The following is a 14071-nucleotide window of genomic DNA, read 5'->3' as shown; positions in this document are numbered from 1 at the left end:
ATTTTACTTTTAATACAGTTGTCAGTCTGAGCTTGTCGAAGACTAATCTTTTTTATACAATTTCTATTGTTTTAATCCCTTCCGCATTAATTTTAGAAGTGAATGTATAAAATTCAATTCCTGTTGTGCCATATATTTCTTGTATCGCTTTTTCTACTTTTTTCGCAGTTTCTATGCCTTCCGATAAGGAGAAAATAGAAGGTCCAGAACCAGAAATCCCACAACCTAAAGCGCCATTTGAAATAGCGGTTTCTTTTACTTCGTTGTAATGGGGAATTAACTTACTTCGGTGCGGTTCTACAATAACATCATGTAAAGAATCTCCTAATAAATTATAGTCGTTCGTGTGCAAAGCATGCACCAAACTACCAACATTAGACCATTGTGTAATGGCGTCTTGCATGGGTACGTTTTTTGGTAAAATACTTCTAGCTTCTGCAGTTTTAACTTCGATTTGCGGATGAATTATAGTTGCATATAAATTGGATGGAGTAGGTAGCTGTAGTATTTGTAAAGGTGTATTACTTTTTACTAAAGTAAAACCACCAAAAATTCCGGGAGCAATATTATCTGCATGTTCGCTACCACTTGCAACTGCTTCGCCTTTCATAGCAAAGTTAGAAAGTTGCGTTTTGTTATATGGTTTTCCTAATAATTCATTGATGGCAAAAACAGCACCCGAAGCACTAGCCGAACTACTACCAATTCCGCTTCCAGGTTTAATCTTTTTATATATTTCAATTTCAAATCCGCAATCTGGATTCGCGTCATTATAAATTGCTAGAGCAGCAACGCCAGCTACGTTTTTTTTTGTTTCTAATGGTAAATCAAAACCTTCAATTTTTGTTATTTTAATTCCCTTTTCGATTGTCTTTTTAATAACCATTTCATCACCAACGGTATCTAAACAAAAACCAAGTACGTCAAATCCGCAAGAAACGTTTGCTACAGTTGCTGGTGAAAATATTTTTATTTGATCCATTGAAATCTATTTTTTTCATTTCCGCGAAGGCGGAAATCTTATATTTATACTTGCAAGATTTTAAAAACCTTGCAGGAAACAGTTGTTTTTTATTTCCGCGAAAGCGATATTTTTTTAATTATACCTGTCAGGTTTTTAAAACCTTCAAGGAAATCATTTGTTTTACGTTTGAGTAAGCACTGCCTACTGTGACTGAATACTGCTTACTTATATACCTATTTATTAGCAATTTGAATAATATTAGCAAACAAACCAGAAGCAGTTACATCTGCTCCAGCTCCAGCTCCTTTTACTATTAATGGTTGTTCTGGATAGCGTTGCGTGTAAAACATGACAATATTATCTTTTCCTTCTAGGTTGTAAAAAGGGTGTCCTACCGGAATTTCCTTTAAACCAACTTTCGCTTTTCCGTTTTTAAATTCTGCAACATATTTTAACTGACAGTTATTTGCTTTTGCCGAAGCGTATAGTTTTTGAAAATGAGCTTCGTCTGTTTTTAGCGTTTCGTAAAAATCATCTACAGAATCGCTTTCTAAATTCGCTTTGGTTAAAAAGGAATCGTTTATAATATCTCCAATTTCCATCTTTTCGCCATTCTCACGAGCAAGAATTAATATTTTTCTTGCAACATCAATTCCGCTTAAATCTATTCTAGGATCTGGTTCTGTATAGCCTTCAAATTGTGCTTGTTTTACCGTATCATGAAAGTTTCTTTTATCGCTAAAATTATTAAACACAAAATTTAAACTTCCAGATAAAACTGCTTGTATGCTGGTTACTTTATCTCCAGATGCTACTAAATTTTTTAAGGTGTTTATTATTGGTAATCCTGCGCCAACGTTAGTCTCGTATAAAAATGGTGCGTTATATTTTAGAGATAAATCTTGTAAGTTTTTGTATTTTTCGTAGGTGTTAGAACATGCGATTTTGTTACATGCAACTACCGCAATACTATTTTTAAGATAGTCTGCATATAGATTAGAAACCGCTTCATTTGCAGTAATATCCACAAAAATACTGTTACGTAAATTCAGTGCGATTACTTTATTTAGAAAGCCTTGTAAACTAGATGTATCCGAATGATGAAATTGGGATGTCCAGTTATTTAAATCGATTCCTTTTTCATTAAAAATCATTTTTCGGGAATTAGCCATTCCAACAATTCTTACATCAATTTTAAGATTCTTTTTTAAATACGCATGTTGCTGTTGTATTTGGTCTATTAGCTTTTCACCAACATTACCAACACCAGTAATAAATATATTAAGCTGTTTTGTGTTCTCTTCAAAAAAGCGTTCGTGTAAGGTATTTAATGCTTTTTTTACATCCTTATCTGCAATTACCGCAGAGATGTTTTTCTCTGAAGCACCTTGCGCAATAGCTCTAATGTTAATATTATTTTTACCAAGTGTACTAAACATTTTTCCACTAATACCTTGATGATTTTTCATGTTATCACCAACAAGAGCGATTATAGATAAATCTTTTTCTACAATTAATGGCTCTATTTTATGCAGCGATATTTCGTTTTCAAAAGCAGTATCTATAGCTTCTTTAGCAAATTCTGCATCTTTAGATTCAATTCCTAAACAGATGGAATGTTCTGAGGATGCTTGCGTAATTAGTACAATATTTATTTTTTCTTGTGCTAAGGTTTCAAATAAACGCTTAGAAAAACCAGGAATACCAATCATTCCGCTTCCTTCTAAAGTAAGTAGAGCAATATTACTAATATGGCTTATTCCTTTCACAGGAGATTTTCCGGTAGAAGCAGCTTTAGAAATAATAGTTCCGACTTCTTCGGGCTTTAAAGTGTTTTTAATATGAATAGGAATCTCTAAATTTAAAACCGGTTGCACTGTTGGAGGATATAGAACTTTTGCACCAAAATGCGATAATTCCATGGCCTCTTGGTAAGAAATACTATCTATTGGATAGGCTTGTTTTACCAGTTTCGGGTTTGCAGTGAACATACCACTAACGTCTGTCCAAATTTCTAATTGTTTCACTTGTAAAGCTGCAGCAATAATAGCAGCAGTAAAGTCGGAACCGCCACGGCCAAGTGTGGTGATTTCTCCTAGTTTAGATTTAGAAACAAATCCAGGAAGCATCGTTATTTTTTGATTCGCTTTATTAAAGTAGTCTTTAATATTTTGGTTTGTAATTTTATATTCTACTTCCGCTTTTGTGAAATTAGAATTGGTAACCACTAACTCCTGACTATTTTTTAATTCTGCATTAATACTTCTACTTTTTAAAGTTTCTGCAATAATATAAGAAGACAATAATTCCCCAAAACTTACAAGTTTGTCGGATGTTTTAGGTGATAATTCATTTATCAAATAAACACCGTCTAAAAGGCTCTTTAAATCTTGTAGCATTTTTTCTACGTGATCTAAAGTTTCCTTGTTTTTAGTCGGAATTAATTCAGAAATAATACTAAAATGTTTTTTCTGAATGGCTTCAAATTCCTTTATATAATCTTGATCTTTATTGTTGGCTAATGCACCAGCTTTTAGCAATCTATCTGTAATACCACCAACAGCAGAAACTACACATATTATAGCATCGGTTTTAGAATAGTCTTCTAATATGCTAATCACTTTGTTTATGTTTTTTGAGCTTCCTACAGAAGTTCCTCCAAATTTTAGTACTTTCATTAGATTTTACTTAATTATATAAGTTTTAATATACGTCTCAAAAGTATTACATTTACTTCTAAAAAAATATTAAAACGCTATTTTTGAGGAATTAGTAATATAAGATGCAGATACTGATTAAAATGAAACAATCCTGATAAAATCATTTGTTCCATTGAAAATTATTAAATGAATTTAGAAGACAATTAAAAAGCAATACGAATTAACAAATGAAGATATTTTCGAAAGAACAAATTTACGAAGGCGACAAATTAACTGCTGAAAAACAAGGCATAACATCTACAGATTTGATGGAGCGTGCTGCAACCCAAATTTTTAATTGGATGCATATGCGAATGCAAGGAGCACAAGTTCCAATTCATGTTTTTTGCGGAATTGGTAATAATGGAGGAGATGGTTTGGTGTTAGCAAGACATTTAATTACGCATGGTTATAACGTGAAAATGTATGTTATTAATTATAGTGATACACGATCTAAAGATTTTTTAATCAATTACGATAGAATTAAAAACATTTCGAAAGTTTGGCCTTTATTAATGACAGATGCCGAAGAATTTCCAGAGATTCATCCAGATGATATTATTGTCGATGCTATTTTCGGAATTGGTTTAAATAGGCCAGTTGTAAGTTGGGTGAAAGCTTTATTTCAACATTTCAAAGCATCCAAAGCTTTTACTTTAGCTATCGATTTACCTTCAGGTATGTATCCAGATCAAGTACCAGCAAATGAAAAGGATGTTGTTTGGTCTCATTATACATTGAGTTTTCAAACGCCAAAATTGATTTTCTTTTTACCAGAAACGGAAAAATATACGGTGCAATGGGAAGTTTTAGATATAGGAATAGATCCCGAATATTTAAATGCAACAGACACAGCATATGAATTGATTGGAAAAAACGAAATGCTTCCTATTTATAAACCAAGAGAAAAATTTTCGAATAAAGGAACGTATGGTCATGCGCTTATAATAGGAGGAAGCTATGGTAAAATGGGATCGGTTACTTTGGCAAGCAGAGCAGCATTATCTTCTGGTGCAGGTTTAGTTACTGCATATATTCCAAAATGTGGGTATACTGCTTTACAGTCTTCATTTCCAGAAGCAATGGTACTTACAGATACAAATGAAGAAATACTGACTAATATTTCCTTTGATATAGAACCAAATGTAATTGCTTTTGGAGTTGGAGTAGGAACCGCAACAAAAACCATTAACGCTTTTGAAAACTTTTTAAAAACGAATAAAATACCTTTGGTTATTGATGCCGACGGAATAAATATTCTTGCTAAAAAGAAGGCCTTATTAAAGTTATTACCAGAACAAACTGTTTTAACGCCACATCCAAAAGAGTTGGAACGCTTGGTTGGTAAATGGAACGACGATTTTGATAAATTAAAGAAGGTGAAAGCCTTATCTAAAAAATACAAGCTTATCATTGTAATTAAAGGAGCAAATAGCCTTACTGTTTTTAAAGATAAAGGTTATGTGAATACGACTGGGAATCCAGGGCTAGCAACGGCAGGAACTGGTGACGTACTTACTGGAATTATAACCGGATTAATAGCGCAAGGTTATGAGCCGCTTTCTGCAACGCTTTTCGGAATTTATTTACACGGAAAATCTGCAGATATTGCGATCGAAACTTTAGGCTACCAAAGTTTAATTGCTAGTCATGTTATTGAAACTTTGGGTCAAGCATATATCGACTTATTTAAGCAACCAGAACAACCTCAAGTAGAGGAAGAGGAAACAGAAGGAAAAAACCAAAGACGTAAGAAATAGTAAAGAGGAAAAATAAAGAGGAAATAGTAAAGTATAGAAATAAAAAAAAGCCACTCTAAAGAATGACTCAACTACGTTATTTATAGTGTGGCTTTTTTTTTATATTATAAGCTTAAAGAAGCGAATAATGTATCAAATTTTGGGCTAGAAGGTCTTGGTGCATCTGCATCTACAACAACGCCATTTGGATCTATTAAAATAAATCTAGGAATACTATTTACTTTAAAAGCAGCAATGAAATCAGATTTCCAGTTTTTATCGGAAAACAATTGAATACCACCCATTTCTTTTTCGATAATCATTTTGTTCCAACCTTCTTTTGAAGCTTCAAAAGATTTGTCTTTATAACCTCTTCCTTCATCTACAGAAATACTTACAAATTTCACTTTTTTATCTTCATATTTTTTCTCTGCTATTTTTAATGCAGGAAGTTCCGCTAAACATGGTCCGCACCAAGTTGCCCAGATATCTATGTACACATAGTTTCCTTTTAAATCTGCTAAAGAAGTAGTTCCTCCTTTTTGGTTTTCATAGTTATCAAAACTTGCGGAAGGTTGACCAATATAACTCGCAAATTGTTCTGCTCTTGCTTTTGCTCTTTCTTTACCTTCAGCAAAATAACCTAACATTTTCTTTTCAAAACCATCCACCTCTTCTTTTTCTGTTGCATAAAAAACAGGATCAATATCTTTGTTTTCTTCTAAAAAGGTAGCTCGCTTTTCGTTTATTTCAGAAATACTCTTTGTGAAATCTTCTTCTTCAAAATCAAAAAGGCTAGGAGGGAAAAGGGTTTCTTCAAATAATGCTTTTTTAGCTAAATAGTTATTTGTTTTATCTCCAATTCCGGTATAACTAATGGTTTCATCAAACATCTTGGTGTCTAATGTCATATTTAAATCATAGCCATTTTGTAGGTATACATTAGAGCTTTCACCACCATCATAAAAATTATATATTCCTGTAGCTACTTTTAATGTATCGCTAAATGTACCATCTTCATTCACCTTAATTGTTTTAGAATATGTTTGGGTTCTTAAAATAATAGAGTCGCTATTTTTATCTGTAATCGTTCCAGAAAAGGTAACATAATCTTTAGCTTCTTCTTTACAAGCAACAATGCTTAATGCGCATAAGGCAATTAATAGTTTTTTCATTTTTTGTGTTTTAGTTTCTCAAAAATAGGAATAATAAATTAGTATTTCCTGTATTTAATTATTAACAATAGTTGCATAACTAGTTTTGAATTGTCATTTTTGAATTACTTAAAATAAAACATGAGCACATACCATTATATATCTTCCGAAAAACTAGACATTGTAACCATTTACAATATTTTTAAAGACAATAAAAAATTAAAACTATCGGAAGAATCTGTAGGAAAAATAAAAGCCTGTAAAAAATATTTAGACAAAAAATTAAGTGAAGCAGAAAAGCCTTTTTACGGAATTAATACTGGTTTTGGTTCTTTATATAATGTCGAAATTTCTAAAAAGGATTTAACGAAATTACAGGAAAACTTAGTGATGTCACATGCTTGCGGAACCGGAGACCGTGTTCCAGAAAGTGTGGTAAAAGTGATGTTACTTTTAAAAATACAATCTTTAAGTTATGGACATAGTGGTGTACAATTAGAAACTGTAAATCGATTAATAGACTTTTTTAATAATGATGTTTTTCCGTTTGTATTTACACAAGGATCTCTTGGTGCTTCTGGTGATTTAGCGCCTTTGGCACATTTGGCTTTACCATTAATTGGAAAAGGAAAAGTAGTACATGATAAAAAAGAAATGAAGGCAAGTACCATTCTTAAAAAGTTTGGATGGGAACCAATAAAATTAGAAGCTAAAGAAGGTTTAGCACTCTTAAACGGAACGCAATTTATGAGCGCTTATGGCGTGTATCTTTTATTAATGTCACACAAAACATCCTATTTAGCAGATGTTATTGCTAGTATTTCATTGGATGCTTTTGATGGAAGAATTGAACCTTTTCATGATTTAGTACATCAGGTTCGTCCACATCCTGGACAGTTAAAAGTAGCACGACGTTTTAATGAATTTTTAAAAGGAAGTGAAATTATTACAAGAGAAAAACAACATGTGCAAGATCCGTATTCCTTTCGTTGTATTCCACAAGTTCATGGGGCAACAAAAGATACTTTAGATTTTGTGGAACGCGTTATTTTAACGGAAATCAATTCGGTTACCGATAATCCTAATATTTTTCCAGAAGAAGATTTAATTATTTCTGGCGGAAATTTTCACGGACAACCATTAGCATTAGCGTTGGATTATTTAAAAATTGCAATGGCAGAAATAGGAAATATTTCGGAAAGACGTGTGTTTCAATTAGTATCTGGATTGCGAGGATTACCCGCTTTTTTGGTAGACAATCCGGGCTTGAATTCTGGTTTTATGATTCCGCAATACACAGCAGCGAGTATTGTTAGTGCAAATAAACAATTAGCAACACCAGCAAGTGTAGATAGTATTGTTTCTAGTAACGGACAAGAAGATCACGTAAGTATGGGAGCAAATGCAGCAACGCAAGCTTATAGATTAATACGAAATGTAGAGCGTGTAATTGCTATAGAATTAATGAATGCTAGTCAGGCAATCGCGTTTAGAAATCCGTTAAAAACCTCTCCTTTTTTAGAATCCTTTTTAGAGCTATATAGAAAAGAGGTTTCCTTTGTTAAAAAGGATAGAGTTTTACATGATGATATTGAAGCATCTATTCAGTTTTTAAGTGATGTAGACGTAGAAATAGAGGAGTTATTTTTGAATAATTATGGCGTTTAATTTGGCTTACTTTTTTTTGCAAAGTTGATTTGCCCAAGAAATAGCTTCGTCTAGGTTTTTAAACATTTCGAAAGGTTTATCAAAAAAGAGTTTTTCAATTAACGCATTATTCATGTCTATTTCTTTTTCAGATACCACAGCAAAACCAATAAGGTTCTTTATTTTTTTGGTTTCAAAATAAACGGCAGGATTAACACCATACGAATTTTCACGATTTGTTATGTAAACAAATTCGTTGTCTTGATAAAAAGTTTCTACTAAATTTATTAGTATTTGATTCGATGCTACAGTAACCGTTTCTCCTTGGTTTATAACTACAATTAAGTAATTTTCGTTGATGCTAACAAAGCCAATACCTATGTCTATGTGTTTTGTTTCCGTCATTATTAGCTGGTTTTGATGTATCATGTTAAGATACAAAAAAAAAGAGGTTATCTAAAAAAATAGATAACCTCTTCTATCATAGAATATAAATATTAAGATTCCGCTGGTTTTTCAGCTTTCTCAATTTCAATTTTTAATTCATTAGATTCTTTATCTAAATCCATCATTATTTTATCTCCTTCTACTAATTGGGAAGTAATAATTTCTTCCGCTAAAGTATCTTCAACATACTTTTGAATAGCACGTTTTAATGGTCTAGCTCCATATTGTTTATCAAAACCTTTATCTGCAATATAATCTTTGGCTTCTTTACTTAATTTTAAAGTGTAACCAAGATCTTTAATTCGTAACAATAGTTTTTCTAATTCAATATCAATAATTTTATTAATGTCTTCTTTTTCTAAAGCATTAAAAACAACGACATCATCAATTCTATTTAAAAACTCTGGAGCAAATGCTTTTTTAAGTGCATTTTCAATAACGCTTCTAGCATTTTTATCCTCTTGCGATTTTTGAGAAGCAGTACCAAAACCAACGCCAGTACCAAAATCTTTTAATTTTCTAGAACCAATATTAGAAGTCATGATAATAATAGAATTTCTAAAATCTATTTTTCTACCAAGACTGTCTGTTAAATAACCATCATCTAAAACTTGAAGCATCATGTTAAATACATCTGGATGCGCTTTTTCAATTTCATCTAGTAAAATGACAGAGTACGGTTTGCGTCTTACTTTTTCTGTAAGTTGCCCACCTTCTTCGTAACCAACATATCCTGGAGGTGCACCTACAAGTCTAGAGATTGCAAATTTTTCCATGTATTCACTCATGTCAATTCTAATTAAAGAATCTTCAGAATCAAATAACTCTCTGGCTAAAACTTTAGCTAATTGTGTTTTACCAACACCTGTTTGTCCTAAAAATATAAAGGAGCCAATTGGCTTATTCGGATCTTTAAGTCCAGCACGATTACGTTGAATTGCTTTAACAACCTTGGCAACAGCTTCGTCTTGACCAATTACTTTTCCTTTTATAAGTTCTGGTAATTCAGCAAGCTTATTACTTTCTTTTTGCGCAATTCTGTTTACGGGGATTCCGGTCATCATGGAAACCACATCAGCAACATTATCTTCGGTAACAATTTCACGATGCAATTTGGTGTCTTCTTCCCATTTCTCTTGTGCGATTGCTAAGTCTTTTTCGATGCGTTTTTCATCATCACGTAGCTTTGCCGCCTCTTCGTATTTTTGCTTTTTAACTACAGAAGTTTTTGTTTTCTTCACTTCTTCTAGTTGTTTTTCAAGTTCTAGAATTTGTTTAGGCACTTCTATATTTGTGATGTGTACACGAGAACCAGCTTCATCTAAAGCATCAATAGCTTTGTCTGGTAAAAAGCGTTCTGTCATGTATCTACTAGTAAGCTTTACACAAGCTTCAATAGCTTCTGGTGTGTATTCTACATTGTGATGCTCTTCATATTTACTCTTAATATTATTAAGAATTTCTATGGTTTCAGCAACCGTTGTAGGCTCGACAATTACTTTTTGAAAACGACGTTCTAAAGCGCCATCTTTTTCAATGTATTGTCTATATTCATCTAAAGTAGTTGCGCCAACACATTGTATTTCTCCTCTTGCTAAAGCAGGTTTAAACATGTTAGAAGCATCTAAACTACCTGTTGCTCCACCAGCACCAACAATGGTGTGAATTTCGTCTATAAAAAGAATAATATCATCATTCTTTTCTAGTTCATTCATCACCGCTTTCATGCGCTCTTCAAACTGTCCTCTATATTTTGTTCCAGCAACTAGGCTAGCCAAATCTAGAGTTACAACACGTTTGTTAAAAAGGATACGAGATACTTTTTTGCTTACAATTCTATTTGCTAATCCTTCTGCAATTGCAGATTTACCAACTCCTGGTTCCCCAATTAAAAGCGGATTATTTTTCTTTCTTCTACTTAAAATTTGAGAAACTCTTTCTATTTCTTTCTCACGACCAACAACTGGGTCTAATTTTCCTTCTTCTGCCATAGCAGTTAAATCTCTTCCAAAATTATCTAAAACCGGAGTTTTTGATTTTTTGTTCGATTTTCCTCCTGTTGGAGCATTGAAAATATCTTTTGAAGACGCATCTTCAGAAGAAGTATCTTCATCTGGAAATTCTGCTTTTGGTTCTATATAATTATCATCGTTTGTAATCATAAATTTAAATTGTTCTTTAACATTATCGTAATCCACTTTGAGCTTATTTAAAAGCTTGGTAGTAGGATCGTTTTCATTTCTTAAAATACACAATAATAAATGTGCGGTATTAATCGACGTACTTTGAAAAAGTTTTGCTTCTAAAAAAGTAGTTTTTAAAGCACGTTCTGCTTGTCTAGTAAGATGTAGGTTTTTCTTTTCGTTAGAAGCCACTGCTACATTTGGGTTTGCAGGACTTAAAATTTCTACTTTACGCCTTAAATGATTTAAGTCAATATCTAACGCGTTTAATATGTTAATAGCTTTGCCGTTGCCATCTCTTAATAAACCAAGCATTAAGTGCTCTGTGCCAATAAAATCATGGCCTAAGCGTAGTGCTTCTTCTTTACTAAATGCAATTACATCTTTTACTCTTGGTGAAAAATTATCATCCATAAATTGTTCCTTTCTTCATTAAAAATACTAAAATCCTAATACTAAAATCAAAAACTATACCTTAAATAATAGGATATATGCTAATAGACGAAAAAAAGTTTATAAAATCAAAATAATTAACAGCATACTTATTAACTAATAAAGTATGTAAAATTGTTAATAAAAAGTCTCAAAAAAAACAATTGAAAGGCTTACTATGACTAATGAAAGTATTATATTAGCGTGTTTTGAAAATAACAGAATAATTTAATATTTTATATATATGGCAGAAGGAGAAAAACTCATTCCTATTAACATTGAAGATGAAATGAAATCGGCTTACATTGACTATTCAATGTCAGTCATTGTGTCACGTGCTTTACCAGACGTAAGAGATGGTTTAAAGCCAGTACATAGACGTGTACTTTATGGTATGCATGAACTAGGTGTTCGAGCAACTGGAGCGCACAAAAAATCTGCAAGAATAGTTGGTGAGGTTTTAGGTAAGTATCATCCGCATGGAGATACTTCTGTTTACGATGCAATGGTTCGTATGGCTCAAGAATGGAGTTTACGTTACATGTTAGTAGATGGTCAAGGTAACTTTGGTTCTGTGGATGGAGATAGTCCTGCAGCAATGCGTTATACAGAAGCGCGTATGCGTAAGATATCGGAGGACATGTTGGCAGATATTGACAAAGAAACAGTAGACCATAAATTAAATTTTGATGATACTTTAGAAGAACCAACCGTTTTACCAACACGTATTCCAGGACTTTTAGTGAATGGAGCTTCAGGTATTGCAGTAGGTATGGCAACGAATATGCCACCACACAACTTAACAGAAGTTGTAGATGGTATCATGGCTTATATTGACAATAAAGACATCGAAATTGATGAGTTAATGCAACACATTAAAGCACCAGATTTCCCTACAGGAGGAACCATTTATGGTTATGATGGTGTTAAAGAAGCTTTTCATACTGGTAGAGGACGTATTGTAATGCGTGCTAAAGCGAGAATTGAAGAGGTTCAAGGTAGAGAATGTGTTATTGTAACCGAAATTCCGTACCAAGTTAACAAAGCAGACATGATTAAAAAGACTGCGGATTTAGTTAACGATAAAAAACTAGAAGGTATCTCTACGATTAGAGATGAATCGGATAGAAACGGAATGCGAATTGTATACGTTTTAAAACGAGATGCAATACCAAATATTGTACTTAATAAATTATACAAGTATACTGCATTACAATCTTCGTTTAGTGTAAATAATATTGCACTAGTAAACGGAAGACCTCAAATGCTAAATTTAAAAGAGTTAATTCATTATTTTGTAGAGCATAGACATGATGTGGTTGTAAGAAGAACTACGTATGAGTTACGCAAAGCGGAAGAAAGAGCACATATTTTAGAAGGTTTAATTATTGCTTCCGATAATATTGATGAAGTTATTAAAATTATAAGAGCATCCTCTAATGGAGATGAAGCACGAACTAATTTAATAGCGCGTTTTGAACTTTCAGAAATACAAGCAAAGGCGATTGTAGAAATGCGCCTTCGTCAATTAACCGGACTAGAGCAAGATAAGCTTAGAGCGGAGTATGAAGAAATCATGAAAACGATTATCGACTTAAAAGATATCCTAGACAAAAAAGAACGTCGTATGGAAATCATTAAAGAAGAATTAGCCGTAGTTAAAGAAAAATATGGAGATGAGCGTCGTTCTGTAATTGAATATGCAGGAGGAGATTTAAGTATTGAAGATATGATTCCGGATGCAAAAGTAGTAATTACTATTTCGCATGCTGGTTATATTAAACGTACTTCCCTTAGTGAATACAAAACACAAAATAGAGGAGGCGTTGGACAAAAAGCTTCCACAACTAGAAATGAAGACTTCTTAGAACATTTATTTGTGGGTACAAATCACCAATACATGCTATTCTTTACACAAAAAGGAAAATGTTTCTGGATGCGTGTTTACGAAATACCAGAAGGAAGTAAAACCTCTAAAGGTAGAGCAATTCAGAACCTTATAAACATCGAGCAAGATGATAAGGTAATGGCATTTATTTGCACACAAGATTTAAAAGACGAAGAGTACATAAATAGTAATTATGTAATTATGGCGACTAAAAAAGGACAAGTTAAAAAGACTTCTTTAGAGCAATATTCTCGTCCGAGAACAAACGGTATTAATGCGATTACTATTAAGGAAGGGGATGAGTTGCTAGAAGCAAAGCTTACTACAGGTGAAAGCCAAGTGATGTTAGCGCTTAAATCTGGTAAAGCAATTCGTTTTGAAGAAGCGAAAACTCGTCCGATGGGAAGAAACGCTTCTGGTGTTCGTGGTATTCGATTACAAGATGAAAAAACAGATGAAGTTATTGGTATGATTGCGGTAGATGATATGGAAAGCAATATCCTTGTCGTTTCTGAAAATGGTTATGGTAAACGTTCTAGTTTAGAGGATTATAGAATTACCAATCGTGGAGGAAAAGGTGTAAAAACGATTTCTATTACAGAAAAAACAGGTAACTTAGTAGCAATCAAGAATGTAACAGATACAGATGATCTAATGATTATTAATAAATCGGGTATTGCTATTAGAATGGCGGTAAAAGATTTAAGAGTAATGGGTAGAGCTACGCAAGGAGTAAAACTTATTAATTTAAAAGGAAAAGACTCTATTGCAGCAGTAGCAAAAGTAATGCAAGATGAAGATGAAGTAGAATTAGATGAAGATGGAAATGTAATAATTCCGGAAGCTACCGAAACTATTGGTGATGATGAAGATGGCACAACTCTTGATATTAGTGAAGAAGAAGAAGAATAAACAATA

The 14071-nt window shown here is 32.8% G+C and carries 8 protein-coding genes; 3 read left to right on the top strand and 5 right to left on the bottom strand.

What is annotated here, in order from left to right; translation table 11 throughout:
* Positions 1-52: 52 nt before the first annotated feature.
* Positions 53-982, bottom strand: a complete 930-nt coding sequence (locus ACVCXO_RS13565) for a homoserine kinase (protein ID WP_452230126.1) — start codon at positions 980-982, stop codon at positions 53-55.
* A 215-nt stretch (positions 983-1197) separates the two neighbouring features.
* Entirely contained in the window at positions 1198-3642 is a 2445-nt protein-coding gene (thrA, locus tag ACVCXO_RS13560; protein ID WP_452230125.1) for a bifunctional aspartate kinase/homoserine dehydrogenase I, read from the bottom strand.
* 209 nt (positions 3643-3851) lie between these two features.
* Here thrA and ACVCXO_RS13555 point away from each other — a divergent pair, with 209 nt between their 5' ends.
* Complete coding sequence (locus ACVCXO_RS13555; RefSeq protein WP_452230124.1) at positions 3852-5423, top strand: NAD(P)H-hydrate dehydratase; 1572 nt, start codon at positions 3852-3854, stop codon at positions 5421-5423.
* 104 nt (positions 5424-5527) lie between these two features.
* Here the strand turns inward: ACVCXO_RS13555 and ACVCXO_RS13550 are convergent, their stop codons facing one another.
* The gene (locus ACVCXO_RS13550; RefSeq protein ID WP_452230123.1) at positions 5528-6577 is read right to left on the bottom strand and encodes a TlpA family protein disulfide reductase; all 1050 of its coding nucleotides are present in this window, start codon (positions 6575-6577) and stop codon (positions 5528-5530) included.
* 120 nt (positions 6578-6697) lie between these two features.
* Between ACVCXO_RS13550 and hutH the strand changes: the two genes are divergently transcribed.
* A complete protein-coding gene (hutH, locus tag ACVCXO_RS13545) occupies positions 6698-8224 on the top strand; it encodes a histidine ammonia-lyase (protein WP_452230122.1) in 1527 nt (508 codons plus the stop codon).
* A gap of 6 nt (positions 8225-8230) precedes the next feature.
* On the opposite strand, the gene ACVCXO_RS13540 is transcribed toward hutH, so the two are convergent.
* Both ACVCXO_RS13540 and ACVCXO_RS13535 read right to left on the bottom strand, forming a co-directional pair.
* Complete coding sequence (locus ACVCXO_RS13540) at positions 8231-8608, bottom strand: hypothetical protein (RefSeq protein WP_452230121.1); 378 nt, start codon at positions 8606-8608, stop codon at positions 8231-8233.
* A gap of 92 nt (positions 8609-8700) precedes the next feature.
* Positions 8701-11247 carry an ATP-dependent Clp protease ATP-binding subunit gene (locus ACVCXO_RS13535; protein ID WP_452230120.1) on the bottom strand — a complete coding sequence of 849 codons (2547 nt, stop codon included), beginning with the start codon at positions 11245-11247 and terminating at the stop codon, positions 8701-8703.
* Positions 11248-11509: 262 nt separating this feature from the next.
* Between ACVCXO_RS13535 and gyrA the strand changes: the two genes are divergently transcribed.
* On the top strand, positions 11510-14065 hold the full coding sequence (gene gyrA, locus ACVCXO_RS13530; RefSeq protein WP_452230119.1) for a DNA gyrase subunit A: 2556 nt from the start codon (positions 11510-11512) through the stop codon (positions 14063-14065).
* The last annotated feature ends 6 nt before the right edge of the window (positions 14066-14071 follow it).

This window comes from Lacinutrix sp. MEBiC02404 (assembly GCF_053601575.1).
The sequence above is the reverse complement of the archived record's forward strand: the minus strand, read 5'-3'. Positions and strand labels throughout refer to the sequence as shown.

What these genes read in the sequence shown, in the direction of transcription:
- ACVCXO_RS13565 (WP_452230126.1), bottom strand. Translation starts at nt 982, where the DNA reads ATGGATCAAATAAAAATATTTTCACCAGCAACTGTAGCAAACGTTTCT.
- thrA (WP_452230125.1), bottom strand. Translation starts at nt 3,642, where the DNA reads ATGAAAGTACTAAAATTTGGAGGAACTTCTGTAGGAAGCTCAAAAAAC.
- ACVCXO_RS13555 (WP_452230124.1), top strand. Translation starts at nt 3,852, where the DNA reads ATGAAGATATTTTCGAAAGAACAAATTTACGAAGGCGACAAATTAACT.
- ACVCXO_RS13550 (WP_452230123.1), bottom strand. Translation starts at nt 6,577, where the DNA reads ATGAAAAAACTATTAATTGCCTTATGCGCATTAAGCATTGTTGCTTGT.
- hutH (WP_452230122.1), top strand. Translation starts at nt 6,698, where the DNA reads ATGAGCACATACCATTATATATCTTCCGAAAAACTAGACATTGTAACC.
- ACVCXO_RS13540 (WP_452230121.1), bottom strand. Translation starts at nt 8,608, where the DNA reads ATGACGGAAACAAAACACATAGACATAGGTATTGGCTTTGTTAGCATC.
- ACVCXO_RS13535 (WP_452230120.1), bottom strand. Translation starts at nt 11,247, where the DNA reads ATGGATGATAATTTTTCACCAAGAGTAAAAGATGTAATTGCATTTAGT.
- gyrA (WP_452230119.1), top strand. Translation starts at nt 11,510, where the DNA reads ATGGCAGAAGGAGAAAAACTCATTCCTATTAACATTGAAGATGAAATG.